The sequence below is a fragment of the Streptomyces netropsis genome (genome assembly GCF_014203545.1).
GTDB lineage: Bacteria > Actinomycetota > Actinomycetes > Streptomycetales > Streptomycetaceae > Streptomyces > Streptomyces netropsis.
This window is the reverse complement of the sequence record NZ_JACHJG010000002.1, coordinates 255,121-279,539: the sequence shown is the minus strand read 5'-3', so window position 1 is coordinate 279,539 and position 24,419 is coordinate 255,121. Positions and strand designations below refer to the sequence as shown.

At 70.6% G+C, this 24,419-nt stretch carries 21 protein-coding genes; 5 read left to right on the top strand and 16 right to left on the bottom strand.

Translation table 11 applies throughout. The features are described 5' to 3' along the window. Positions 1–75: 75 nt before the first annotated feature. Positions 76–906, top strand: a complete 831-nt coding sequence (locus FHS38_RS06085) for an FAD binding domain-containing protein (protein WP_184731544.1) — start codon at positions 76–78, stop codon at positions 904–906. Beyond that, on the top strand, positions 903–3,620 hold the full coding sequence (locus FHS38_RS06080) for a molybdopterin-dependent oxidoreductase (RefSeq protein ID WP_184731542.1): 2,718 nt from the start codon (positions 903–905) through the stop codon (positions 3,618–3,620). The genes FHS38_RS06085 and FHS38_RS06080 overlap by 4 nt, the downstream gene beginning before the upstream one ends. 23 nt (positions 3,621–3,643) lie before the next feature. Here FHS38_RS06080 and FHS38_RS06075 read toward each other — a convergent pair whose 3' ends face one another. The 3 genes from FHS38_RS06075 to FHS38_RS06065 form a co-directional block, all read right to left on the bottom strand. Then, positions 3,644–4,831 (bottom strand): acyl-CoA dehydrogenase family protein, encoded by a 1,188-nt coding sequence (locus FHS38_RS06075; RefSeq protein ID WP_184731540.1) that lies wholly within the window; start codon positions 4,829–4,831, stop codon positions 3,644–3,646. A gap of 181 nt (positions 4,832–5,012) precedes the next feature. After that, positions 5,013–5,807 carry a phosphatase PAP2 family protein gene (locus FHS38_RS06070; protein WP_184731538.1) on the bottom strand — a complete coding sequence of 265 codons (795 nt, stop codon included), beginning with the start codon at positions 5,805–5,807 and terminating at the stop codon, positions 5,013–5,015. A gap of 282 nt (positions 5,808–6,089) precedes the next feature. After that, positions 6,090–6,968: a LysR family transcriptional regulator gene (locus tag FHS38_RS06065; RefSeq protein ID WP_184731536.1), complete on the bottom strand. Its 879-nt coding sequence runs from the start codon at positions 6,966–6,968 to the stop codon at positions 6,090–6,092. A gap of 150 nt (positions 6,969–7,118) precedes the next feature. On the opposite strand from FHS38_RS06065, the gene FHS38_RS06060 reads away from it, so the two are divergent. Together FHS38_RS06060 and FHS38_RS06055 are read left to right on the top strand one after the other, a co-directional pair. Further along, positions 7,119–7,910: an alpha/beta fold hydrolase gene (locus FHS38_RS06060; protein ID WP_184731534.1), complete on the top strand. Its 792-nt coding sequence runs from the start codon at positions 7,119–7,121 to the stop codon at positions 7,908–7,910. Between the two features lie 47 nt (positions 7,911–7,957). Beyond that, on the top strand, positions 7,958–8,797 hold the full coding sequence (locus FHS38_RS06055) for an alpha/beta fold hydrolase (RefSeq protein WP_184731532.1): 840 nt from the start codon (positions 7,958–7,960) through the stop codon (positions 8,795–8,797). Positions 8,798–8,836: 39 nt separating this feature from the next. Here FHS38_RS06055 and FHS38_RS35110 read toward each other — a convergent pair whose 3' ends face one another. The 13 genes from FHS38_RS35110 to FHS38_RS05990 form a co-directional block, all read right to left on the bottom strand. After that, entirely contained in the window at positions 8,837–9,964 is a 1,128-nt protein-coding gene (locus FHS38_RS35110) for an NADase-type glycan-binding domain-containing protein (protein ID WP_229822530.1), read from the bottom strand. Continuing rightward, positions 9,961–10,524, bottom strand: coding sequence for a phage tail protein (locus tag FHS38_RS06045; protein WP_184731530.1), 564 nt, complete (start codon positions 10,522–10,524; stop codon positions 9,961–9,963). The genes FHS38_RS35110 and FHS38_RS06045 overlap by 4 nt, the downstream gene beginning before the upstream one ends. Position 10,525: 1 nt before the next feature. Beyond that, a complete protein-coding gene (locus FHS38_RS06040) occupies positions 10,526–12,493 on the bottom strand; it encodes a putative baseplate assembly protein (RefSeq protein WP_184731528.1) in 1,968 nt (655 codons plus the stop codon). After that, entirely contained in the window at positions 12,490–12,933 is a 444-nt protein-coding gene (locus tag FHS38_RS06035) for a gp25 family contractile injection system sheath assembly initiator (RefSeq protein ID WP_184731527.1), read from the bottom strand. Before FHS38_RS06035 ends, FHS38_RS06040 begins: the two co-directional genes overlap by 4 nt. A 5-nt stretch (positions 12,934–12,938) precedes the next feature. Beyond that, positions 12,939–13,211, bottom strand: a complete 273-nt coding sequence (locus FHS38_RS06030; protein WP_184731525.1) for a PAAR domain-containing contractile injection system baseplate protein — start codon at positions 13,209–13,211, stop codon at positions 12,939–12,941. Positions 13,212–13,271: 60 nt separating this feature from the next. Further along, positions 13,272–15,137, bottom strand: a complete 1,866-nt coding sequence (locus tag FHS38_RS06025) for a VgrG-related protein (RefSeq protein ID WP_184731523.1) — start codon at positions 15,135–15,137, stop codon at positions 13,272–13,274. A 7-nt stretch (positions 15,138–15,144) separates the two neighbouring features. Continuing rightward, complete coding sequence (locus FHS38_RS06020; RefSeq protein ID WP_184731521.1) at positions 15,145–15,945, bottom strand: CIS tube protein; 801 nt, start codon at positions 15,943–15,945, stop codon at positions 15,145–15,147. Between the two features lie 5 nt (positions 15,946–15,950). Continuing rightward, positions 15,951–16,382 carry a phage tail protein gene (locus tag FHS38_RS06015; protein ID WP_184731519.1) on the bottom strand — a complete coding sequence of 144 codons (432 nt, stop codon included), beginning with the start codon at positions 16,380–16,382 and terminating at the stop codon, positions 15,951–15,953. Positions 16,383–16,486: 104 nt separating this feature from the next. After that, a complete protein-coding gene (locus tag FHS38_RS06010; protein WP_184731517.1) occupies positions 16,487–18,169 on the bottom strand; it encodes a hypothetical protein in 1,683 nt (560 codons plus the stop codon). Further along, positions 18,169–18,318 carry a DUF6760 family protein gene (locus FHS38_RS06005; RefSeq protein ID WP_184731516.1) on the bottom strand — a complete coding sequence of 50 codons (150 nt, stop codon included), beginning with the start codon at positions 18,316–18,318 and terminating at the stop codon, positions 18,169–18,171. Before FHS38_RS06005 ends, FHS38_RS06010 begins: the two co-directional genes overlap by 1 nt. After that, complete coding sequence (locus tag FHS38_RS06000) at positions 18,315–18,749, bottom strand: hypothetical protein (protein WP_184731514.1); 435 nt, start codon at positions 18,747–18,749, stop codon at positions 18,315–18,317. The genes FHS38_RS06005 and FHS38_RS06000 overlap by 4 nt, the downstream gene beginning before the upstream one ends. Then, positions 18,749–19,192, bottom strand: a complete 444-nt coding sequence (locus FHS38_RS05995) for a phage tail protein (RefSeq protein WP_184731512.1) — start codon at positions 19,190–19,192, stop codon at positions 18,749–18,751. The genes FHS38_RS06000 and FHS38_RS05995 overlap by 1 nt, the downstream gene beginning before the upstream one ends. Positions 19,193–19,235: 43 nt before the next feature. Further along, on the bottom strand, positions 19,236–20,780 hold the full coding sequence (locus tag FHS38_RS05990; RefSeq protein WP_184731510.1) for a phage tail sheath family protein: 1,545 nt from the start codon (positions 20,778–20,780) through the stop codon (positions 19,236–19,238). 221 nt (positions 20,781–21,001) lie between these two features. Here FHS38_RS05990 and FHS38_RS05985 point away from each other — a divergent pair, with 221 nt between their 5' ends. Then, entirely contained in the window at positions 21,002–24,397 is a 3,396-nt protein-coding gene (locus FHS38_RS05985) for a phage tail protein (RefSeq protein ID WP_229822527.1), read from the top strand. The last annotated feature ends 22 nt before the right edge of the window (positions 24,398–24,419 follow it).

The window sequence follows — 24,419 nt, the reverse complement described above, 5'->3', positions numbered from 1 at the left end:
ATCGGGGAGATTCCGGCGCCGCCACGAACGCGAGCGGTGCCGCGCGCTGTCGTCGTGAGGGAGAGATCGGTTCCCATGGACCTCAACACCATCACCGAAGTCGTCCGGCGACCGTCCGATCGGCCAGGCGTGGACTGGCGCGAAGGCGACGCCTGGCTCGCAGGCGGAACGTGGCTGTTTTCCGCGGAGCAGCCGAGCCTGTACCGCCTGATCGACCTGACAGCGTTGCGTTGGGATCCCCTCGTCCCGAGCGACGCGGGCCTCGAGATCGGCGCCACGTGCACCATCCGCGACCTGTACGCCTTTGCGCTGCCAAGTGATTGGATCGCGGGTACCCTTTTCACGAAAAGCTGCGAGGCGTTCTTGTCCTCGTTCAAGGTCTGGAACTCGGCGACCGTCGGCGGCAATATCTGCATGTCCTTGCCTGCCGGTCCAATGATCACGCTCACGGTCGCACTCGAGGCAAAGTACGAGCTGTGGGCACCTGACGGGTCCGCGCGCGTCGTCGATGCCCTCGACTTCGTGACCGGCAACAACCGGAACGTTCTTGCTCCCGGAGAAATCCTGCGGCGCATCGACATCCCGGGGCACGCCCTGAGGAAACGCACCGCGCACCGCCGCTTCACACTGACCCGCCTCGGCCGTTCGACGGTATTCCTCATCGGTACTCAAACGGCAGGAACGAGCGACCTGCTGCTCACCGTCACAGCCGGTACCGAACGTCCTGTGCGCATCGCCTTCGACACCATGCCCGATGCCCGAACGCTGCACGAGAGCATCGACGCCATCCCCGCCGACGTCTGGTTCGCCGATCCCAACGGGACACCCGCCCACCGTCGCCACCTGACAAAGCACTTCGCCGAAGAGATTCGTCGCGAACTCATGGCCGGGGGCGACCTGGCATGACCTACATCGTGAACGGCAAGCGGTTCGACGAAGAACCGGACCCTGGCCAGTGCCTGCGTACCTTCCTCCGCTCACTCGGCCACTACGGCGTCAAGAAGGGTTGCGACGCAGGCGATTGCGGCGCGTGCACGGTGTGGTTGGACGGCGATCCGGTGCACAGCTGCATCACCCCCGCTTTCCGTGCGGACGGTCGCGAGGTGACGACGATCGAGGGGATCGGATCACCCGGCAACCTGCATCCGATGCAGCGACAGTTCCGCGACGCCCCGGGGTTCCAATGCGGTTTCTGCACCGCAGGGATGATCATGACCTCGGCAACGTTCACCGAGGCCCAGAAGGAGGACCTGCCACGGGCGTTGAAGGGCAACCTCTGCCGCTGCACCGGCTATCGGGGGATCGAGGACGCCGTGAAGGGCGTCGCCGGCGTGGAGACAGCCGCGCCGGGAAAGGCCGTCGGGACGAGCGTCGGTGCGCCGGCAGCCAACGACGTGGTAACCGGTCACGCCGAGTTCACGATGGACACCCACATCGAAGGCATGCTGCACCTCAAGGTGCTGCACTCACCCCACGCGCACGCCCGGATCGTCTCGATCGACAAGACCGCCGCGCTCGCGGTTCCCGGCGTGCATCGGGTCTACACCTGGGAAGACGTGCCGCGTAAGCGCTTCACCACGGCGATCCACACCGACCATCTCGTCGATCCGGACGACACCTTCATCCTCGACAACACGGTCCGCTTCGTCGGCCAACGCGTCGTCGCGGTCCTGGCCGACACGGTGGGGGCGGCAGAAGAGGGCTGCCGAAGGGTCGTCGTCGAATACGAGGTCATGCCGGCCGTATTCGACCCGGAAGAGGCAATGGCCGAGGGGGCGCCACAGCTGCACGGCGCGAACGATCCCTTCGTCCGCGACCCCGACCACAACATCCTGCTCGAGATCCATTCGCACATCGGCGATGTCGACGCAGGGTTCGCCGAAGCCGACGTGATCCACGAAGGCACGTACTCCTCACCGCGGGTGCAACACGCACATCTCGAGACCCACGGCTCGATCGCCTGGATGGAGGACGGCCGCCTGAACGTCCGCACCAGTTCGCAGTCGCCGTCGATCGGGAAAGTCAAACTCGCCTATCTGTTCGCGCTGCGCCCGGACCAGCTCCGCGTGTTCTGTAAGCGCGTGGGCGGCGGCTTCGGCGGCAAACAGGAAGTGATCTCGGAGGATCTGGTCGCGCTCGCCACCCTGGACACCGGCCGACCCGTGTGTTTCGAGTACACCCGGGAGGAGGAGTTCACCACGGCTTCGCCACGGCATCCGATGACGTTGACGGTCAAGCTCGGCGCGAAGGCGGACGGAACGCTCACGGCGTTCCAGGTCCGCAATGTGTCGAACACGGGCGCCTACGGCAACCATGGCGGCGAAACGCTGTACGCAGGCGGCGCCGCCGTCATGATCTACCGCTGCCCCAACAAGAAGTACGACGCGTTCTCCGTCTACACGAACACCGTTCCGAGTGGGGCACTACGCGGTTACGGGATGACGCAACCGGCGTTCGCCGTGGAATCGGCGATGCACGAACTGGCACTCGCCTTGCACATCGATCCGCTCGAACTGCGACGCCGTAACATCGTGCGCCCGGGTGACCCGCTCGTCGCCCTGGACGACGGCCCCGACGACGTGATATTCACCGAGGACGGGCTGGCGAAGTGCATCGATCTCGTGGATGCCGCCATGGCCCGTACGTCCGACGATCCGCCCCCCGGCCCCGGATGGCTGGTCGGGGTCGGCGTCGCGAGTTCCTTGCACGAGACCGCACCCCCGACCGAACATGTCTCCGAGGCCTGGGTCACGCTCGGCAACGACCTCATGTACGAGCTGGCCGTCGGAACGGTCGAATTCGGCGAGGGTACGTCGACCGCGCATGTCCAGATCGCGGCCAACCAATTGGGCACGACGCCGTCGCGGGTCCGCCTGGTGCAATCCGACACCGACCGCACAGGATTCGATACCGGCGCCTTCGCGAGTGCGGGCCTTTTCGTGGCGGGCAACGCGGTACTTCGAGCGGCCAACGCCGTACGCGACCGCATCCTGGAATTTGCCGCCGCGCACACGGGTGTCCATGTCGTGCTGTGCTCGATGGACGACGACGGTGTCGTCTGCGGCGACCAGCGTGTGTCGTTGGCCGAGCTCGTCGCATTGGCCCGAGCGCGCGGAATCCGATTCACTGCCGCCCGCAAGGCCTACGGCTCACCCCGAAGCGTCACCTCCAATACGCAGGGCTTCCGGATCGCCGTCCATGGGGTGACCGGTGAGATCCGTATCCTGTACAGCGTCCAGGCGACCGACGCCGCCGTGGTCATCAACCCCGCACAGGTCCGGGGACAGGTGGAAGGCGGTGTCGCCCAGGGAATCGGCTTCGCCCTGACCGAGAATTACCACGTCGACGCGAACGGCGTCATGGTCAACCCGAACCTCCGCAACTACCGCATCCCCACCTATGCCGACATCCCCCGCACCGACGTGCTCCTGGTGGACTCGGCGGACTCCGTCGGGCCCATGCGGTCGAAGGGGATGGCGGAATGCTGTATCAACCCGGTGGCCCCCGCGTTGGCGAATGCGCTCCACGATGCCACGGGCGTCCGCTACCGCACGCTTCCCCTGACTCCGGAACGGATCTACGGCCGACTCAACGCAAACCAGTCGCTGTCGACGTTCTGAGCGCATGAACGACCGGGCCGGCGTCAGCGCCGCACCCTGGGCATGCCGAGTCCGATCCAGGAGATGATCTCCCGCTGGATCTCGTTGTTGCCGCCCCCGAACGTGAAGATGACGGCGCTGCGGTAGCCGCGCTCCAGCTCTCCGTGGAGCACGGCGCCCGCGGAGCCCTCCTTCAGGGGGCCGGCGGCGCCGAGGATCTCCATCAGCCAGGCGTAGGCGTCCCGGCGGGCCTCGGATCCGTAGACCTTGACGGCCGAGGCGTCCTGCGGGGTGAGCGTGCCCCGGTGCAGGGCGTCCACCATGCGCCAGTTGAGCAGCTTCATGGCGTCGAGCCTGACGTGCGTACGGGCGAGCCGGCCGCGGACCCAGCCGAGGTCGATGACGCGCCGGCCGTCGGCGAGCTTGGTGTCGGCGGCCCAGCGCTGGACCTGGCGCAGGGCGCTGATGGCGGTGGTGCCGTGGGCGGCGAGGGTGACGCGCTCGTGGTTGAGCTGGGTGGTGATCAGCCGCCAGCCCTGGTTCTCCTCACCGACGCGGCGGGTGACGGGGACCCGGACGTTCTCGTAGTGGCTCGCGGTGGTGTCGTGCGAGGCGAGGGTGCGGATGAGGGTGCAGGAGTAGCCGGGGTCGGCGGTCGGTACGAGGAGGATGGTGATGCCCTTGTGCGGCGGCACTCCGGCCTCGACGGGCCGGGTGCGCACGGCCAGCCAGACCCAGTCGGCGGTGTCGCCGTTGGTGGTCCAGATCTTCTGCCCGTTCACGACATAGTCGTCGCCGTCGCGCACCGCGCGGGTCTTGAGGGAGGCGAGGTCCGTACCGGCATCGGGCTCGCTGTAGCCGATGGCGAAGTCCAGCTCGCCGGAGAGGATCTTCGGGAGGAAGTACGCCTTCTGTTCGTCGGTGCCGAACTGCATGATCGTGGGGCCGACGGTGTTGAGGGCCATGAGCGGCAGCGGCACGCCCGCCTGCGCGGCCTCGTCGAAGAAGATGAACTGTTCCATCGGCGTCATGCCGCTGCCGCCGTACTCCGTCGGCCAGCCGACCCCGAGGCGGCCGTCCGCGCCGAGGCGGCGGATCGTCCGGCGGTAGAAGCGCTTCTGCTCGGCGGGGTCGAAGTGGCGGGCGTAGGCGTTGTCGGGCACCAGCGCGGCGAAGTACTCCCGCAGTTCCGCGCGCAACCGCCGCTGTTCGGGGGTGTACTGGAGATCCACGGCCCCTCCAAGGTCCCGCTGGTCCCGATGACTGTTCCCTGACACCGGCGCGGGTGCCCCGCGACGACGGCGCACACAGTAGAACGCGTTACAGAAATACGGAAGGGGTGGCGGAACGGAAGCGGCCCCGGGGGCCGGTGGGCCCCCGGGGCCGGCCCGGGAAACGAACAGAGGGAGGGGCTCAGCGCCCCGCGTGCTTGCGGTGGCGGCCGCCGCCGGCCGGTGTGCCGGGCGCTCCGGCACGCGTCTGTCCGGGCACGTACGCGACGCCCTGTGCCGCGGCGGCCTCCCGGGCGAGGGCTTCCCGCTCCTGGGTGAGCCCGTAGCGCTCCATCAGCGGCACGCGGTGCAGCTGCGGCAGCAGCCAGGTGTGCCACACGCCCGTCACGAAGGTGATCGCGGAACCGGCGATCAGTACCGAGCCGAAGGTGTCGGTCGGGTAGTGGGCGCCGACGTACATCCGGGAGAAGGCGATGAGCAGCACCGCGAACACACCGAGGACGAGGACGGTCCGGCGGTGCCGGGTCTCGCGCAGCAGGAAGTACGCGGCGATCACGGCCGCGACCGTGAAGGCGGTGTGACCGCTGGGGAAGCTGTTGGAGCCGATCTCCGGGTCCAGCATGAACTGCCTCGGCGGCCGGGGCCGGGCGACGAGGGCCTTCGCGATCTGCGTGCTGTTCCAGCCGACCGCCACCACCAGGAAGGTGGCGACCGCCTTCGTGGGCTTGCGCCGCACGAACAGCAGCCAGCCGCTCCAGACCGCGAGGATCAGCAGGCCCGCGATCGGCGAGGCGAGGGCGCTGACGCCTTCCATCACGTGGTTCAGCCAGCCCGTGCGGGTGTTGGTCTGGATCGTGCGGTCCAGCTGCAGGTCGTGCGGCTGGATCAGCTCGGTGTGCGCGGCGACGAGGCCCAGCGCGATCGCGGTCGCGAACAGCAGGATGGAGTTGCGCAACCAGTGGCGCACGTAGGGCATGGGCAGGGCGTCCTTTGGATCTCTGTCGGTGGGTGCGGCGGGGCGGTACCGAAGCGGCAGGGTACGCGGAGGTGACGAACACACGTCGCGCGGATGTCATCGGCACGGCTGTATGACAAAAGCTACACGCGATCACTCGATGCCCCACCGGCGCGCCCGGCGCACGACGGGCCCCGCGCCGACACTCTGGGGTCGGCGCCTCGAAGCCGTGGCAATGTTGTGACGTTTTGCCCCACTGCGCGGCGGCGGATTTCAGCAGAACGACGGACCCGTCACCGCCGGTTACGCGGCGTGGCAGGCCTCGATCAGGGCGCGCAGCTCGGCCCGGGGCGGGTCGGGCCGCACGGCGAGGTACGTGCGCATGGCCGGGGCGGGGTCGCGCAGCGGGCGGAAGACGACGCCGGGGACCGGGAGCTGGTCGGCGTGCGGGGCGTAGAACACCGTCCAGGACGGCTTGCCGAAGCCGATGCCGGCCAGGGTGTCCTGGGCGGTCGTGAACTCCGCGCCGAACTGCGGCTCGAATCCGGCCGCACGGCAGGACCGCGTCACCAGCTCGTACAGCGCGGGGTTGCGGGACCGGGAGGACAGCCGCAGGGGCAGGGCGGCGAGGTCGGCCATGTCGATCACACCGCGCACGGCGAGGTCGTGGCGGGCGGGCAGGGCGACCATGAGCGGGTCGTGCCACAGCGGCAGCATCTCCAGCTCCGGCTCGGTCCGCTCGCCGCGCAGCAGCGTCGCGTCCAGCTCGCCGGACCGGACCCGCTTCAGACGGTCGTCGGTGGCGCCGGTGACCAGCTCCAGCTGGGCACCGGGGGCGAGCCGGGCGAACTCGGCGAGGATGGTGTCCAGCCGCACGCCCAGCCCGGAGCTCGAGCCGAGCCGCAGCGTCCCGGCCCGCTCCGCGCGCAGCTCGTCGATCGCCGCCCGGGCCCGCGACCGCGCGGCCAGCACCTCCCTGGCGTGCGGCAGCAGCCGTCGGCCCGCCTCGGTCAGCCGCACGCTCCGGGTGGTGCGGTCGAACAGCGGGACGTCCAGCTCCCGCTCCAGCCGGCGCACCTGCTGGCTGACCGCCGACTGCACGATGTGCAGCCGCTCGGCGGCCCGTCCGAAGTGCAGTTCCTCGGCCACGGTCAGGAAGTACTGCAGCTGCCGGATCTCCATGCCCACCCCGTCGACCGGCCGGCGCGAAGCCGCCGCGATTGATCACTTGTCGTGATGAGTGTATGCGCGCTTCCCTCATTGGTCGCCGGGCGTGATCGCGATGAGGTGGAGGCACAGCGAACGGCACACCAGCGATTCGAAGGAGTCGGCATGACGTACGTGGATGTGAACGACACCACGCTCTACTACGAGGACGAGGGCGCCGGACGGCCCCTGTTGCTCCTGCACGGCTGGGCGACCAGCGGCCGGGTGTGGGGCGCACAGCTGCCCGACCTCGTCCGGGACCACCGGGTCGTCACCCTCGACTGGCGCGGCTGCGGCCGGTCGGCCCGGCCCGCCCGGGGCAACACCATCGACGGGGTGGTCGCCGACCTCGTGGCGCTCGTCGGCGCGCTGCGCCTGGACCGTCCGGTCGTCGTCGGCTCGTCGATCGGCGGCGTCTTCGCGACCGAGCTCGGTGCGCGTCACCCGGAGCTGATCGCGGGCGTGGTCTCGGTGGACGGGCCTGCCTACTGGCCTTCGACCATGCCCGAGCTGCTCGGCGGCCCGGTCGAGGGGCTGCGTCGCGACCGGGCCGGCACGGTCGCCGGGTGGGTGTCCGAGTGGTACGCGCCGGGCACCCACCCGGCACTGATCGACTGGACGGTCCGCCAGGTCCTCGACTCGGGCGTCTACGTCGACGGCCAGCTCCCGGCCTTCACCTCCTACGACCCACGGCCGCTGCTGCCCGGCCTCCGGGTGCCGGTCCACTACATCCACGGCGAGCTCGACACCCAGATCCCGCTCGACGTGGCGCGGACCTGCGCCGCGCTCACGCCCGGCGCCGAGGTGAGCGTGATCGCCGGGGCGGGCCACCTCCCGCACCAGGAACGGCCGGCCGAGTTCAACGCGGCGCTGCGGGCCGCGCTCGCCCTGATGCCGTCGGCTCCCGCCGCCGGCTGACGGCCACCGCACGCCTCACCCACCTCGCACGACAAGAAGGACGGAACATGCCCAGGACAGGCCTGCGGATCAGCGGCGGCGACGCCGTCGTCGAGTACGACATCACCGGTACGGGTCCGGGTCTGGTGCTCGTGCACGGCACCGGTGCCGGCCGTGAGCAGTGGCTGCCGCTGACCGAGGCGGTCGCCGACCGGTTCACCGTCGTGGCGCCCGACTGCTCGGGGTCGGGCGGCACCACCGACCACGGCGGGCCGGTCACCCTGGCCGACCTCGCCGACGAGGTCCTCGCCGCCGCGAACGACGCGGGGCTCGACACCTTCCACCTGGTCGGCCACTCCTTGGGCGCGGCGATCGCGACCCACCTCGCCGGGACGCACCCCGGCCGGGTCCGCTCGCTCGTGCTGCACGCGGGCTGGGCCCACACCGACACCCGGCTGGACGCCGAGTTCCGGTACTGGCTGGAGCTGCTGAGCGCCGACGCCGCGCACGGGACGTCGCTGTTCGCGCGGATGCTGCCGCTGACGGCCTTCGGTCCCGGGTACTGGGCGCGCACGGACGCCGCGGCCAACGAGGAGCTGGTGCAGGGGCTCACGGGGATGCTCGCGCCGGGCACCGCGCGCCAGACCGAGACCGACCGCACGGTGGACCTGCGGCCCCTGCTCGGCCGGATCACCGCGCCGACGCTGGTCCTGGCCAGCGCGCACGACCGGATCATCGCCCCCGAACAGCAGCAGGCGCTGCTGGCGGGCATTCCGAAGGCCCGGTACGCGGAGATCGACGCGGGCCACGGGGCACCCGCCGAGGACCCGGCCGGCTTCGCCGCCAGGATCACCGCCTTCCTGGACGAGCAGCCGACGACACCCGCGGAGACCGTGACCGTCCACTGACACCGCGCACGGTTCGGGCATCACGGCGGCCCGGGCACCTCACCGCCGGCCGAAGAACTCCACCTCGGCGACGGCGAGCCGCCGGTCGAGGCGGATGCCGAAGTCGGCGTCCGCCGTCAGCCGAATGCGCACGACGTCGGAGCCGCGTACGGCGAAGGTCTGCTGACCGGGCTGGTCCCGGAGGGTGACCGTCTTCGTACGGCGCTCACCGTCGGCGGCGACGAGCAGCACGGTGATCTTCGCGGGGCGGGCCTGGGTGAGGAACTCGTCCTGGTTGACCGAGCTCCCCGAGGTGATCAGCAGCTCCCGCAGCCGCACCGGCTTGTCGAAGTCGGCCTCCAGGTACTGCCCGATGCCCGAGCCGGGGTTGACGGGTGCCCAGTACCGGTTGTTGAAACCGTCGAAGGCCGCACTCGCCGGATGGCCGGGCGCCTCGCTGGAGGCACGGACCTCCGTCGGGCGCAGCGCCTCCGGCTTGGTGGTCCGGTCCTGGGTGAAGGTGAAGACGTCGGGGAGGTGGGAGCGGCCGAACCAGACCGCGAGCAGCAGGACCAGCAGCGTGAGGGGCAGTGCCAGGCGGGGCCGCCGCCAGGTCCGGTGCCGGGGTCGGCTGCCGGCCGCCAGGGCGCGGTCGGAGCGCCGGAGGATCCGGCGCCACCACGGCGGGCGCGTCCGCCGGGGCGGCGGTGCGGTGTCGAGGACGGCACCGCACCGGTGGCACAGCCGCCGGTCGTACGGATTGTCCGTCCGGCACAGCGGGCAGAGCCGGCCCGTCGGCCGCCGGGCCCCCGCCGGGTGGCCGGTCGTGCCGGTTTCCCGGCCGGGGTCCGGGCCGCCGTCGGGGCCGCGCTCGGGCCGGTCGCCCGGCCGCCTGGGGGCGGCCGGGGGCGGTGGGGCAGCCGCCGGCGGGGACGGGGGTTCCGCCGGAGTGGGTGGCGTGCGGGGACGGGGTGGGGTGGCCGCGAGGGGAGCCACCGTGGGCCGGGGCGGCACGGACGGCGCCGGGGTGGCGGGCGCGGGCGAAGGCGAAGGAGCAGGCGGGGGCGGGGCGGTGGCGGGTGACGGGGGCGCGGGGGCCGGCTGCTCCTCCCACTCCAGGAACGCCTGGCAGGAGGCGCAGAACCGGTCGCCGGTGTCGTTGCGGTGGCCGCAGTCGGGGCAGGTCATGACGGGTCCGCTCCCTCCGCCGCCGTGGGCAGCAGCTCGACCCGGTACGCGATGTGCGCGGGTGTCTCGGCGGCGACGAGCCGCTCCAGCCGGGCCCGGTCGAACCGGTCCGGGTCGGGCACCCGCAGCCGGACCGTGACCGATGCCCCGGCCGAGCCGGGCAGCGCGGCCCCCGGCACGGGCGACCAGGCGGTGGCCCCGCTCTCGTCGATCTCCGGCTCGGTCCCGGTCTCCAGCCGCACCGCCGCGGCCAGCCCGTGCCGCGTCCCGCGCCGCCGGTGCCGGGCGACCGCCTCGGCGACCACGGCGCGCCGCTGGTCCTCCGGCCGCTCGGCGTCGGCCTCCACCGCGAGCCACCCCGCCAGCCAGGCGAGGAAGTCCTCGGGCGCGGTGCCCGGGTGGAGGTACGCGGGCAGGTTGTCGAGGGTGAGGTGCAGCGGCGCCAGCACCTCGTCGAGGGCGCCCAGGAAGCGCTGGAGGAAGTCGTGTTCGAGGTAGAGGGCGGGCAGTCCGTCCAGGAGGGGGTGGGGTGTCGGCAGGCCGGGAATCGCCGCGCGCACGTCAGTCCTCCCTCACCCGGAGCTGGTGTTCGTAGCTGAACGCCAAGGCGTGCCGGTCGAGCGTGATCTTGGCGGTCGCCTCGGCCCTCCGTCCGGTCACGGGGTCGGCGGGGAAGAGCCGTACGTCCTCCACCAGATCGACGCCGGGCACCTGTTGGAGCACGCCGAACACCTCGCCGGAGTGGATGGGCCGACCGAACGGCCAGCCCTGCCCGGCCGGCCCGCCGGTGAGCGGGTTGAAGTAGCCGTAGAGGGCGGCCAGGGCCGCCTCGCGCAGCCGGTCGGCCGCGACGGCCCGGCCCGCCCGGACCGAGGCGACGACGGTGACGCCCTGGTAGTAGGGGGGTTCGACGACGAGCCGGGTGCCGATCGGGCGCCGCTCGTCCAGATACGCGGCGATCATGGCGAGGGTGTCCTGCGGCGGGATCAGCTCGTCGAAGTCGATCCGGCCCTGCGCGTCACTGCGACCGGCGGGAACGACGAGGAGCCGCACCCCACCGGCCTGGTCCTCCCCCTCGGCCCCCTCGGCTCGGCCCGCCGGTACGCACGTCACGCGGGCGGCGTCCGGCGCGACTTCACGGGCGAGCTGTTCGTAGTCGTGCGGTACGACGGCCCGGTGCAGGGTGCGCAGGGTCATCGGGCCGCGTACGCGGGCGTTGTCCACGCTCTCGCCGTCGACGCCGCCGAGCGCCGGGCGCCGGTTGTGCACCCGGGCCACGTACGGCAGGGAGCTGCGCAGCACGCGCAGCGCGCCCCGGGCGACGTTGCCGCGGCGTCCGCCGCCGGTGCGGTAGGCGCGCACCCGGACCGGGCAGCCCTTCGGGGGCACGGCACCGTACAGCCGCAGGGTTCCGTCCTGTTCCCGTACGGCCGGGCCGAAGTCGACCCGGCCGGAGGTGAGGTCGAGGGTGATGTGCCGGTCGGTCGCGGTGGAGTGGGCGAAGTCGTCGACGCGTGTCCACTCCACCCAGCCGCCGCCCTCCGCGACTTCCACGACGAAGGGCTCCTCCGCCGGCACCACCGGCGGCCGGGCGACGCGGAAGCCCTGGCCCGGTACGCCTTCCGACGGGCCGAGGAGTTCCTCGGTGACGGTCTCGGCGTGGGCGGCCTCCACGGTGCCGCCGATGGTGAAGGCGGTGATGTGCCGTACGGTCGGCGACGCGAGGTAGGCGGGCTGGTCCGGGGCGGCCTCCCGCAGCCGGCAGCGCAGCCAGCCCGCGGAGTGCCGGGCGACGACGGAGGCGCTGTGGGTGGCGGGCATGTGCAGGATGACGTCCCCGGCCTTGTTGAACGCGCCGGTGTCGTCCTGCTCCACCTCGCAGGGCTCCCAGGCGCCGCCGTCCCACGCCTCCCACACCAGCGGCGGGCGGCGGGGGTCGACGCCCACGCCGTCGACCCGGCAGTCCAGGCGCAGCACGAGGACACAGCCGGGCACGGGGTTGCTCAGGCCGATGTAGAGGCAGTCGCCGGGTGCGGGCGGGGTGGCGAAGCAGGGCACGTCGCGGCCCAGGGCCAGTTCCTCCGAGCGGTCCGTGGCGTTTCCCGCGTCGGGCCGGGTGGCGAGGTGGGCGAGGGAGCACGGCGGCACCGACAGGTCACGGCTCGTGGTGAAGACCACGGCCTCCTCGGTCTCGGTGCGTACGGTCGCGACCTCCGTACCGGCCTTGATCCGCACCGTCTCCGGCTGCGGGGCGGAGAGCCGGAAGGTGACCTCGGTGCGGGCCGCGGTCGGCGGGTAGAGCCGCACCCCGATCAGGTCGAGGAAGGCCAGATAGTTCTTGTCCGGCACCCGGTTGAGGCGGTAGACGAGCTGGTCGACCATGGTGGCGAAGGCCTCGATCAGGGTGACGCCCGGGTCGGAGACGTTGTGGTCCGTCCACTCCGGGCACCGCTGCTGCACCAGCCGCTTGGCCTCGTCGACCAGAGTCTGGAACCGGCGGTCGTCCAGGTTGGGGCCGGGGAGCGTCATGGGCCCTCCTCGGGGCGAAGGTCGTGCCCCGCGGTGGGGTGTGCGTCGTGCTGCGGGATCACGTAGAAGGGGAAGACGAGGTTGCGCGGGTCGTTGGCGCCGCGGATCGCGTAGCTGATGTCGATGTAGAGCACCCCGTCGTCCGCTTCGTCGAAGCGGACGGCGACGTCGGCCACCTCCACGCGCGGCTCCCACCGCTCCAGGGCGAGCCGTACCTCGTAGGCGAGCTGCCCGGCCGTGCCCGCGTCGGCGGGTGCGAAGACGTACTCGCCGAGGTCGCAGCCGAACTCCGGGCGCATGGGGCGTTCGCCGGGCGAGGTGCCGAGGATCAGCCGGATCGACTCCTCGATCTCCCGGTCCCCGCCGACCAGGGCGATGCCGCCGGTGGCGTCCGTACGGGGCGGGAACGCCCAGCCCGCGCCGATGAACTGCTGTGCCACGCTCCTCACCCGCCGATCAGCACGGTCGGGCAGCCGGAGACGATCGGGGAGCCGCAGCCCGTCGTGTCGCCGACGCGGGCGGCCGGGCGGCCGCCGATCAACACGCCGGAGCTGCCCGACGCGATCGTGGACGGCGGGTGCGCGGCGGGCGAGGCGCATCGGTGCGGTGTGCCGACGGTGGCCGCGGGACTGCCGCCGATCAGCACCGTGGGGTCCCCCGGCGGGCTGACGGTGCCGGGGTGGCCGGTGGGATCGCCGACGCGTGCGGCTGCTGGCATGTGCGGTGCCCCTCTGCGTTGAGTGCGTGGACGTCGACTGCCCCGATCACGTCGACCACCTCAATTGAGCTTCACCAAGGGCGCGTTGACGGACACGGTCCGGCCGCCCTTGACCTCGGTGCGGGTGGTGCCGTTGACCGCCACCTGGTTGCCCTGGACCTCCACCGCGCCGGTGGTGGACACCGTCACCTGACCGTTTCCGCCGTCCAGCCGCACTCCGCTGCGGGCCGTCAGTTTCACGGAGCCGCCGGCGAGTTCCAGCGCGCCGTTGCCCGCGTCCAGGGACACCCCGTCGCCCGCCTTGATCGACACCCGTTGCCTGGCGTCGATCTCCACGGTGCCGTCGCTGTGCAGCACGATGGTGGTGCCCTTGCGATCGAGGTCGATCTTCAGCTTTCCGTCGCCGGTGACGAGCCGTACCCCTTGCGGGCCGTTCGCCGTGTCGAGCAGTTCGAGCTTGTTGCCGTCGCGGGATCCGAAGGCGCGCTTGTTGACGGCGCCGCTCGTGGGGTCGATGGTCTCCCCGTCCTGGCCTCCCGCGCCCTGGGACGGCTTGTCCTGCCCGTTGTAGAGGGCGCCCAGCACGTACGGGCGGTCCAGGTGCCCCTGCTCGAAGCCCACCAGCACCTCGTGGCCGACCTCGGGGACGAACACCTCGCCGCTGCCGGTGCCGCCCGCCTGCGCGGTGCGGGCCCAGTCGCTCGCGTACTCGTCCGACAGCCAGGGGAAGCCCACTTTGACCCGGCCGAGCCCCTCGGGGTCCTTGGTGTCCGTGACCGTGGCGTTGACCAGCCCGGACATGCCCTGGTGGGTGGCGGCACCCCCGCCGCCGGTCAGCCCGAACAGCGAACGCTCCTGCTGGCCGGAGACCGAGATCCACGTCTCGTACCCGCGCAGCGCGTCGAACACGTGCCGCGAGGAGGTCACCGTGTACCGCCCCTCGAAGGGCGCCCCGACCCCGGTCAACGTGACCGCGCCGCCCGCCCGGACCGCGGGGTTGCCCCGGACGACCGCCTCCAGTTCGGCGAAGGACCCGGCGATGCGCTCGGCCAGTGCCCCGGCCGCCTGGTCCACCTCCGCCTGCGTGCCGTACGGGGCGTCCGTGACCACGAAGCCGGCCTCCCCGAACGGTGCGGTCACCTGTGCCGCGGTGACGCCCAGCTCCAGGGTCCTGGCCTTGCCCGCCTCCGCGCGGCCGACCAGCGGCTGCTTGGCCCGTACATCCCAGCCGCGCACCTCGACCGCCGAGACCTGCTCGGCCGCCGACACCCCGGCACGGCAGCGCAGCAGATTGACGCCCATCTCCAGGACGAGCGGGTGCCTCTCGGCCCGGGCCGAGACGTCGGGTGCGCCGCCGGCCTCCGTCGGTCTGGTGACGTGCAACCGGCCGTCGGTCACATACACCTGCGCGCCTGCCTCCTCCGCCAGGCCCCGCAGGAACTCCCAGTCGGAGACGTTGGGCTGTGCCACGTGCTCCAGCACCGGCCCCGCGACGTCGACCTGCCCGGGCCGCAGCCCGGCCCGCTGGGCGACGCGGGCGCAGATGTCGGCGAGGGTCATGTTCTGGTAGCTGGCCACCCGGCGGCCGCGGAAGAGCCGGTAGGACTCGTCGAGGCCGCGTACGACCGTGAAGGTGCCGGTGTCGTCGATCTCCACCTCCAGCGCGGTGACGCTACCGGTCAGCAGCGGCCGGGGCGCCGGGCCGCCACCGCCCGCGCGGGCCAGCAACCGCACCTTCGTACCGACGGCGATTCCCGCCTGCCCCAGCAGCACCCTGCCCGGGTCGCGGAAGCGCAGCACGAACAGATCGGGCAGCGTGCGGCTGTCGTCCACATAGCCTTCGACGAGGGTGTTCGCCAGGGCCGCCGGCAGCGGACGGCCGGCGAACTCCACGAGCAGGGACTTGGCGACGCTCTGTCCCGTCACGGCCGGCTCACCGCCCCACGGTGTCGTCGTCGTACGGACCGTCCGGGTCCCGGAGCCGGTCCAGCTCGTCGAGGGCAGGGAGCAGCAGTTCCCGGCCGTTGGTCAGCCGCATCGGGTCGTCGATGTCGTTGGCCTCGGCGATGACCCGCCAAACGGTGGGATCGCCGTACTCGCGCCAGGCGAGGTGCGCCAGCGTGTCGCCGGTCTGCACCCGGTGCACCCGCCGGGCGTGCAGCGCACCGGAGGTGGGGTTCTGTCCGGGCGTCTCGCCGCTGATCTCCTCCATCGTCACCTGGCACACGGCCCGGATCGGCACACCGGAGGTGGTGAACAGGGTGTATTTCACCTGCACTTGGCTGACGTAGCCGGGAAACCCGGTGAGGCCGCCCCAGTGGAACACCACCCACGGCGGGGAGGACCGCTGCTGCTGCCGCGTCTCGTCGGTCGGCACGCAGCAGGCGAACAGCCGCTCCACGGACGTCACCACGCGGGTGTCGTGGGTGTCGCTCGCGTCGAAGAACATCTCGACGGTGAGCTTGCTGGGCTGCGGCCCCTGGTACTCGGGCGGACCGGCGCTCTTCGCCCCCTTGGCGGGGGTGCGTTTCCACGCCGCCGCCTTGGTCAGGCTCAGCTCCTTGGGGTTGAACTGGAAGTCGATCCGCCCGCACGGCCCGCCCGGGGTGAGACCGCCGCCGGGCGGCGGGGTGCGCAACTCCAGGTAGGCGTGCTCCAGTTTGGGCCTGGCCCCACCTCCTCGGGCCCCGGAACCACCGGTACCGGCGGCGCTGAACGCCACGGGTGCGCTCATCGGCCTCAGCCCTCCATCACATAGCCGTGGTGGGCGATCTCGATGGTCTCGGTGGCGACCTTGGGTGACTCCGGGTTGAAGGAGGGCCCGGTCCAGCGCACCGGCACGACTTCCAGCAGCCCCCATTGGGCGACCTTGCGACCGTCCCCGGTCCGCGCCTCGATGTGGGCCGTCCGGCGCTTGAAGCCCGTGGTCATGCCGGCGAACCACTTGGCCACCTTCTCGGTCTCTCGGGTCAGCGGCCGGGACAGCTTCACATTGGGGTACTTGAGGCGGGTGGGCAGCTGCCACAGGTGCCCGTTGTTGCCGCCCTCCTCCCGCTGCTCCAGCACCACTTCGCAGCCGAGGCCCTCACAGGTGTTGAACGATCCGAGTTCGATGCCGTCGACGGTGACGACGAAGCAGACACTGACCGCCGGGTCGTCGGTTACGGGCATGCGCTGTCCCCTCTGCTGTGTTCCTTCGGTGCTCGGCGCTCGGCGCTCGGCGCTCGGCGCTCGGTGCTCGGTGCTCGGTGCTCGTCCAGTGCCGGGTGTCGATTTCAGTGGCGGGTGTCGATGAGGAACCCGGCCCGTTCGCGTTCGAGCCGGAGCTCGGCCTTGAGCAAGCGGCTGAGCGGGGCGAACAGGGCGCGGACCAGCTCGTCGGTCACGGCGGGTGCGGTGTCTTGGGGGGTGCCTTTGCCGTCGGAGAGGCCGGTCCTGGCGGGCGGGGCGGGTTCCTGGCCGTCGGTTCCGCCATCGGGCGGGGACGGTTCGGGGCCGGGTTCGGGGGGCGGTGGTGCGGGCGGGGGCCCGGGCCCGAGCGGCGGGGTTCCGGACGGTGCGGGGCCGGAGGCGGTGGCCTCGTGCTGCACGGCAGGCAGCGACCGCGCTGCGCGGAAGACCACCGACCCGTCGGCCATGCGCTGGGCCACTCCCGCGGCGACGGCCACCGCACCGGCGTCGAGCATCCGTGCGGGCTGTTCCGCCTCCGCGCGGGAAGACGGCGTCGCCGGGGCGGCCGTCAGCCGCTGCACCGGGGCCCCGGGGAGGCCGGGGGACGGCGGTACGGGAGCCGCTGTCCAGGGGACGACGGGGGTCGGCGCCGGGGTGGTGCGCTGGACGGGTGGTGGTGCCGTCGCCACAGCGGGTCCGGACCGGCGCACAGGAACGACTGCCGGGGCAGCCGGTACGGGGGTGGCGGGGTCGGCCGGTCCCGTGGGGAACGGCCCGGAGAAGCCGGAGAAGTCGGAGAAGAGGGGCACGGATCGCTGGGCGACCAACGGGACCGTGGGTGTCACCGGTGCGGGCGACCTGGCCCAGGGGCCCGGATCGGTGACTCCCTCGACCGGTCGGCCATCGGCGGTGGCTCGTTGCAGCGGTACCGGCGGACGATCCGCGGGCGCCTCGGGGCCGTTCGGCGGTGTGGGCTCCGGGTCGGCGGCGCTCTGACGGGCCACGAGCGGGGACGCGCCGAGCAGCGGGCGCGTGGGGACGACGGGTGCGGGTGCCACCGGAGCATCCGGGGCTTCGGGGCCGGCGGTCTCCGGTGCGGTCGGGCCGGGAAGCGGGGGAGAGGCGGCCGGGGACTCTCCGGTGCTCGCGACGGGCGCGCGCTGCGCCGTGGGCGGCAGCGCGGCGAGGGGCGCGCCCAGCCCGAGGCCGTGCGGTGCCGCGGAGCGCTGGACAGGGGGCGGTGGGGGCGGCGAGGCGGGGGCGCCCGCGACAGGCCCGGGCCCCGGGACGGGTGCCGGGCCCGTGGCCGAGGGCAGGGGTGCCAACTGATGGACGAACGTCTCCCATGGCCGAGCCGACACCAAGGTTTCGTTGGCCACCCGTTGGAGCGGAACGGGCGGGGCCGGGGACTCCGAAGGCACTGAAGCGCCGCGTGCACCGTGCGCTGCCACCGACGGCACCGTTTCCCGGCTGACCGTCGGGGCGGGCGCGGACGGGAACGCCGGTGTGCCGGCGGCACGCGTCGCCAGCCCGTGGCCGACTCCGGACGGCGCCTGTGGGCTCACCTCGTGGCCGAGCGGAGCGGTGGTGAAGGAGGCGTTCCGCCAGGTGCCGAGGGAGTCGCGGAACCCGTCGGGGTCGGTGACGAGGGCCGTGTCACCGAGGGTCCGTTGCAGAGGTGGCAACTCCCGCCAACCGTCCCCGGACACGGCAGGGGCAGGCGAGGCGGGGCCGTCGGCGGGTGGGACGGCGTGGCGGCGGCCGCTCAGCCAGGACAGCAACCCCATCAGTTCCTCGGTCCGTTCAGCCGGGCGATCTGATCGACGTACCTCAGCCGGTCGGCGTGTTCCAGGTCGATGATCTGATCGAGCGACCAGTGGAAGTGGTAGGCGAGGTACGCGACTTCCTCATGGATCCGGTCGGCCGCGTACGTCACGATTCCCCCAGGCGACCACCGCCGGCGAGATCCACCGCGAAGTTCTCCCGACACGCGGGGCAGGTGACCGCGGCGCGGGTGTGTCCTTCGGCGTTGATACGGCGGTAGAAGTCCTGCAGGAAGGCGAGGTCGGATGCGAACAGGTCCTCGACGACGCCCGGGTGGACGTCCTCGATGGTGCCGAGGCGGGTGATGACGCGTGCGATGAGCACCACGGAGAGGTAGGCGGAGTTCTCCCGTACCCGGTCGTCCCGCAGCGGGATCAGCTCGTCCCGGGCCGTGGCCAGCCGCATTACGCCGGAACGGTGGACGGTGCCGGATTCGTCCACGTACCCCCGTGGCAGTTCGAAGGCGAACTCGGTGCGCAGCCGGTCCGGTTGCGCAGGGGATTCGGCTTCCTGACGGTCGGTCGCCGCGATGGTTCGGCGCATCAATCGACTTCCATGCTCTCGTACGTGATCGCCAGTTTCTCCGTGAGGACGGAGGTGTCGCCGGCCTTGAGCGCGCTGATCTCCAGCGACTTGGGCCAGGCGTTGATCAGCTTGTACCGCTTGATCGGGATGCCCTCGTAGTCGTAGACGATGATCGAGCCGTTGCGGCGGGCGTTGTTCATCCTCCCGAACCGGGAGTCCTTGATCCAGCGTTCGAAGCTGTTGTCCTCGGTCAGCCCGCGGGCGACCGTGACCTCTCCGGCCTTGGGGCGTCCGGGCAGCTTCTTGACGGCGTACTTGCCGTCGGCGGTGTTCTGCTTCAGCTCGATGACGTCCTGTTCCATCTTCAGGCCGGTGACCTCGGTGATCTGCCGGATGAGGACGCTGTCGAATTCCAGCCCGAAGGAATGCCCCACGGAACTGTCGAGATCGGGGAGTGGCATGCCAGTCTCCTAGGTTCGGTCCCAGAGTTCAGTCAGTGCGCGGTCATTCGTCGACCGCGCCGCTTCCGCCGGACAGCTGGGCGAGCCGGAACACCACGAACTCCGCCGGCTTTACCGGTGCCACTCCGACCTCGCAGATGACCTGCCCGGCGTCGATGCTCTCCGGGGGGTTGGTCTCGCGGTCGCATTTCACGTAGAACGCCTCGTCCGGAGTGAGTCCGAACAGTGCTCCTTTTCGCCACTCGTTGACCAGGAACGCCGACACGGTACGCCGGACCCGGGCCCACAGGGCGTCGTCGTTCGGCTCGAAGACCACCCACTGCGTCCCCGCGAGAATCGACTCCTCCAGGTAGTTGAAGAGCCGCCGGACGTTGAGGTAGCGCCATGCGGGGTCGGCGGCGAGGGTACGGGCGCCCCAGACCCGGATGCCGCGGCCGGGAAAAGCCCTGACGCAGTTGAGGCCGATGGGGTTGAGGAGGTCGTGCTCGCCCTTGGTGATCTGCGTCTGGAGGGCGACGGCTCCCCGCACGACCTCGTTCGCCGGGGCCTTGTGCACCCCGCGCGACGCGTCGTTGCGCGCCCACACGCCCGCGATGTGGCCGCTGGGCGGTACGAAGGCGTTGCGTCCCGCGTTCGGGTCGAAGACCTTGATCCACGGGTAGTACATGGTGGCGTACTTCGAGTCGAAGCCGGTGCGGTCGATGCGCCACGCCTTGATCTGCTGCGGGCTCAGTCCGGGCGGCGGGTCGAGGATGGCGATGCGGTCCCCCATCGCCTCGCAGTGGGTGATGAGGCCCTGCTGGACGGAGACGACCGTGTCGAGGTCGAGCGCGCCGCGCTCGTAGGCGCTCATCAGGTCCGGTGCCGCCACCATCGTGATCTCTTCGACGGCTTCCAGGCCGCCGAAACCGGTGCGGAGGTCGGGGTCACCGACGTAGGACTCGGCCGACAGCTCTTCGGAGGCCGGGGTGCCGTCGGCGGGCGGCGCGGCGAGGGAGACCGACTGCGCGGCGGGCCGCGCGGGGGCGGCGCCCTTGCCGGGCTCCTCCAGGGCGATGAACCGGGAGCGGGACGCGACCTGCGCGGCCACGTTGTCCTTGCTGCGCTTGGTGGTGACGGCGGGATAGGTCTCGACCACGTCACCGTCCCGCTTCACCAGGAGCGTGAAGACGTCCTGCGGCGGATCGTCCCCCTCCGGATCGGCGACCTCGACGGTGATCTCGCCGGTGACGCCGGGCAGGGCGCGTACGAGGTAGGGCCCGAGCGACGCCGGCGGCCCGGCGGCGACGGCGGGGGCGGCGCCCGCGTCGTCCCCGTCCCCTCGCTGCCCGCCGATGCGTACGACGTAGCAGATCCCGCCGCCGTTGGCGAAGAAGCCGTAGACGGAGGTGGCGAGGTAGGTCCCTTCGACGAACTCGCCGAAGACGCCGACGAACTGGGTCCAGTTCGTGATCAGCGTCGGCTCGTTGAACGGACCCTTCTGTGCGAATCCGACGAAGGCGGCGACCGAGGTCCCGACCCCTTCGATCGGCCGCGACCCGGACTCCACCTCTTCGACGTAGACGCCCGGGGACAGGTACGACGGCATACCACTCTCCTTGACCGGGGAACGAGGGTGATTCTCGTCAGCGCGCGGGATCAGCGGAACGAGCTTTCGGCCGCCCCGACGTACACGGCCGCCTGCCCGAACGGGCACCGGGCGCTACCCCGTGTTCGTCCCCCGAGCCGTGCCGTCCGGCTCCGCGGTCCGCGCATGCTCGACACCATGTCGGGGACGTACGGGACCGTACGGGACGAGCGGGTGACGTCGTGAAGGCCGCCCCGGAAAAGGCCGCCACGAAGGAACGCGGCACGCCCTCCGGGGCGGGAGCGCGTACGACCCGTGCCACGGGATCCGTGTCCGCCCCGATGCCCGGGGGCCGGGGACTGGACCGACGCGGCATTCAGCGGCTTCAGGGTGCGGCAGGGAACGCGGCGGTCTCCCGTTTGGTGGCACAGCGCTATGCGGAGGTCGTGAAGCCGCCACCGGCGCAGGCACCGGGCTTTCGTGAGGTCACGGCCGATGTCGCGGCGAAGAAGCAGACGGTCGCGCAGCACCCGTCGGCGGCTGGTGAGTCGAAGGCCGCGCAGGACGCGGCGGTGGCTCCGCCGGACGACAAACAGGCCCAGGGCAAGGCGGCCCAGGCCGAGAAGATGAACGCGGCGAAGCCGGGTGAGTTCGACAAGGCGGCGTTCATCAAGGCGGTCAACGACGCGATCGCGGCGCAGGCGCCGAAGAATCTCGACGAGGCGGACAAGTTCTCGGAATCCGGGAAGGCCGACAAGGTCAAGGAACAGGTCGACGGGAAGGTCGGGGAGGGCAAGGAGTCCTCGGCCAAGGACATCGAGACCACGACCAAGGCGGCCCCGGACACCTCGGCGGCCAAGGAGAAGCAGGTCACCCCGATGACCCCGGACAAGCCTCCGGGGAACCCCGGCCCGCCGAGCGCCGACGCCGCGATACCGGCGAAGCAGCCGGACGCGGTGACGGACTTCTCCGAGGGGCCGCAGGAGAACGACAAGGCGCTGGCCGACGCGGAGATCACCGAGGACCAGCTCGCCAAGGGCAACGAACCGGAGTTCGACCAGGCCCTGTCGGAGAAGAAGAAGGCCGAGGAACATTCCGCGCAGGCTCCCGCCCAGGGCAGGGCCGCGGAGAACCGGCAACTGACGACGGCCAAGGCGAACGCCGCGGCGGCCGGCACCCAGGCGATGGCGTCCCTCACCGCCACCCGCGCCACGGCGGGACAACAGGTCGACGGCGGAAAGGGCGAGACGAAGTCGAAGGACGAGCAGAAGCGGACCGAGGTCACGGCCAGGCTCCAGACGGTCTTCGACGACACGAAGAAGGACGTCGAAGGCACCCTGTCCGGCCTGGACAAGACGGTCGACGACCAGTTCACGCGAGGCGAGAAGGCCGCCCGGGACGCCTTCATGGCCGACCAGGAACGCCGGATGAAGGCGTACAAGAAGAAGCGCTATTCGGGCTTCACGGGAAAGCTCAAGTGGGTCAAGGACAAGTTCAAGGGCCTGCCGGAGGCGGCGAACCAGCTCTACCAGGAGTCCCGCAAGCTCTACGTCCAGCAGATGCAGGGCGTGATCTCCGGCATCGCCGACACGATCGGCGCGGAGCTGGGCAAGGCGAAGGCCCGTATCGCGAAGGGCCGCGCCGAGCTGAAGGCCGAGGTGGACAGACTCCCCGCGGATCTCCGGCAGTTCGGCGAGGAGGCGGCGGCGGACTTCGCGGGCAAGTTCGACGACCTCGAGTCGGAAGTCAATGAGAAGTCCCAGCAACTGGTGCAGGAGCTGGCCACCAAGTACACGCAGGCCCTCAACAAGATCGACGAGGAGATCAAGAAACTCCAGGAGGCCAATAAGGGTCTGATCGACAAGGCGAAGGACGCGATCGTCGGCGTCATCAAGACGATCAACGAACTGAAGAATCTCCTGATGGGCATCCTGGCGAAGGCGGCCGGAGCCATCATGAAGATCATCAAGGATCCGATCGGCTTCCTGGGCAACCTGGTCCAGGCGGTGGGCGCGGGCCTGAACCTCTTCATCGCCAACATCGCCGACCACCTGGAAAAGGGCCTGGTCTCCTGGCTCCTGGGCACCGCGGTGAAGGCGGGCCTGGAACTTCCCGCGAAGTTCGACCTCAAGGGCATCATCCGCATCATCGGCTCGCTGCTGGGCCTGACGTGGGACAACATCCGCGCGAGAGTCGTCCGCAAGGGCGTTCCGGACCAGGCGATGAGCGCGGTCGAACAACAGGTCCCGGTGGCGGGGGCGTTGCAGCGTGAGGGCCCGGCGGGAGCGTCGAAGGAAATCTCCGCCCAGGCCGGCGACCTCAAGGGCTCGATCCTCCAGAAGCTCAAGAGCTATCTGATCCCGACGGTCCTGATCGCGGGCATCACCTGGATCGTGTCCCTGCTCAACCCCGCCTCCGCCTTTGTCAGGGCGGTCAAGGGAATCATCGACATCGTCACGTTCATCGTGAACCAGGGCGCGCAGGTCGTCGACTTCGTCAACGCGGTGCTGGACGCGGTGGTCGCCATCGCGAACGGCGGCAAGGCGGGCGTCCCGAAGATGGTCGAGACGGCGCTGGCGGCGAGCGTTCCCCTGCTGATCGGCTTCTTGGCGGCGCTGGTGGGTGTGGGCGGGCTGGCGAACAAGGTGAAGCAGGTCTTCCATGCGGTGGCGCGGCCGGTGAATCGCGCGATCGACAAGATCGTGGACTTCCTGGCGAAGGCGGCAATGCGCCTACGCGGCGCGTCCGGGAACAACCCGGGCACGAATGACAAATCAGCGAATGCGAAACCTGACGATCAAAGGCGCCTTTCGCTCTCCAAAACATTCACGATGGCCGGGGAGGGGCACACTCTATTCGCCAACAGCCAAGGCCGTCGGATAGTTGTCGAGATGGCGTCCGCGCGTCGAGAATGGGTCGAAGATTTAACCAAGGCAGCCATCAAGGAAGAGGAAGAAAATCCGGTGGCTACCCGAAGAGCAGATCTCTTGAAAATACTCCGCGAGATCTTGAGCAGGTTGCGAGAGATAAAAGCGAAGGAGCAGGGGCCACTCAATGCACGAAAGAAGAAGGAGATAGAGGATCATCTTGTCGAATTGAGCAAGGCTCTAAACGTGATCGGCGCCACCTACGGCATGACAAGTCTCAAGGGCGAGGATCGAAGGCCGTACGTGGTGAACGGAAAACTACACGCGGACTATAGATCAGGAAAGGCCATACGAGCCACCTTCTATCCGTCATGGAGCCCGGAAGCGCAAAAACACCGTGCCGAACAGAGCCTCGCACTCACTCGACGCAAACACCAGGAAAGAGGCGTCTGGGAAGGTGACCCACTGTTCAAAGAATCCGACTCCTACGTTTGCCCCGGAAACGGAATCAACACACATCCCCACCTCGCCTGCAAAAGTGCCGACAACGGTCGGCAGGCGCTCGATCACAAAATACCGGTGGGTGGCCACTGGAACGATGGGCGGGACAGCGACCCGCCCGGACACAACACCGACCAGCCCCACAGAAATGATTTTTACAACGACACCAACAACCTGATCATGATCTGCACTTCATGCAACTCCGCGAAAGTTAAATTCGACCCTTCATACATTCTCGACATTGGTCCTAATTTCAGAGGACCCAAATGACCCCGACACCCGGACGAGGTCC

What these genes read in the sequence shown, in the direction of transcription:
- FHS38_RS06085 (WP_184731544.1), top strand. Translation starts at nt 76, where the DNA reads ATGGACCTCAACACCATCACCGAAGTCGTCCGGCGACCGTCCGATCGG.
- FHS38_RS06080 (WP_184731542.1), top strand. Translation starts at nt 903, where the DNA reads ATGACCTACATCGTGAACGGCAAGCGGTTCGACGAAGAACCGGACCCT.
- FHS38_RS06070 (WP_184731538.1), bottom strand. Translation starts at nt 5,807, where the DNA reads ATGCCCTACGTGCGCCACTGGTTGCGCAACTCCATCCTGCTGTTCGCG.
- FHS38_RS06065 (WP_184731536.1), bottom strand. Translation starts at nt 6,968, where the DNA reads ATGGAGATCCGGCAGCTGCAGTACTTCCTGACCGTGGCCGAGGAACTG.
- FHS38_RS06060 (WP_184731534.1), top strand. Translation starts at nt 7,119, where the DNA reads ATGACGTACGTGGATGTGAACGACACCACGCTCTACTACGAGGACGAG.
- FHS38_RS06055 (WP_184731532.1), top strand. Translation starts at nt 7,958, where the DNA reads ATGCCCAGGACAGGCCTGCGGATCAGCGGCGGCGACGCCGTCGTCGAG.
- FHS38_RS35110 (WP_229822530.1), bottom strand. Translation starts at nt 9,964, where the DNA reads ATGACCTGCCCCGACTGCGGCCACCGCAACGACACCGGCGACCGGTTC.
- FHS38_RS06040 (WP_184731528.1), bottom strand. Translation starts at nt 12,493, where the DNA reads ATGACGCTCCCCGGCCCCAACCTGGACGACCGCCGGTTCCAGACTCTG.
- FHS38_RS06030 (WP_184731525.1), bottom strand. Translation starts at nt 13,211, where the DNA reads ATGCCAGCAGCCGCACGCGTCGGCGATCCCACCGGCCACCCCGGCACC.
- FHS38_RS06020 (WP_184731521.1), bottom strand. Translation starts at nt 15,945, where the DNA reads ATGAGCGCACCCGTGGCGTTCAGCGCCGCCGGTACCGGTGGTTCCGGG.
- FHS38_RS06015 (WP_184731519.1), bottom strand. Translation starts at nt 16,382, where the DNA reads ATGCCCGTAACCGACGACCCGGCGGTCAGTGTCTGCTTCGTCGTCACC.
- FHS38_RS06010 (WP_184731517.1), bottom strand. Translation starts at nt 18,169, where the DNA reads ATGGGGTTGCTGTCCTGGCTGAGCGGCCGCCGCCACGCCGTCCCACCC.
- FHS38_RS06000 (WP_184731514.1), bottom strand. Translation starts at nt 18,749, where the DNA reads ATGCGCCGAACCATCGCGGCGACCGACCGTCAGGAAGCCGAATCCCCT.
- FHS38_RS05995 (WP_184731512.1), bottom strand. Translation starts at nt 19,192, where the DNA reads ATGCCACTCCCCGATCTCGACAGTTCCGTGGGGCATTCCTTCGGGCTG.
- FHS38_RS05990 (WP_184731510.1), bottom strand. Translation starts at nt 20,780, where the DNA reads ATGCCGTCGTACCTGTCCCCGGGCGTCTACGTCGAAGAGGTGGAGTCC.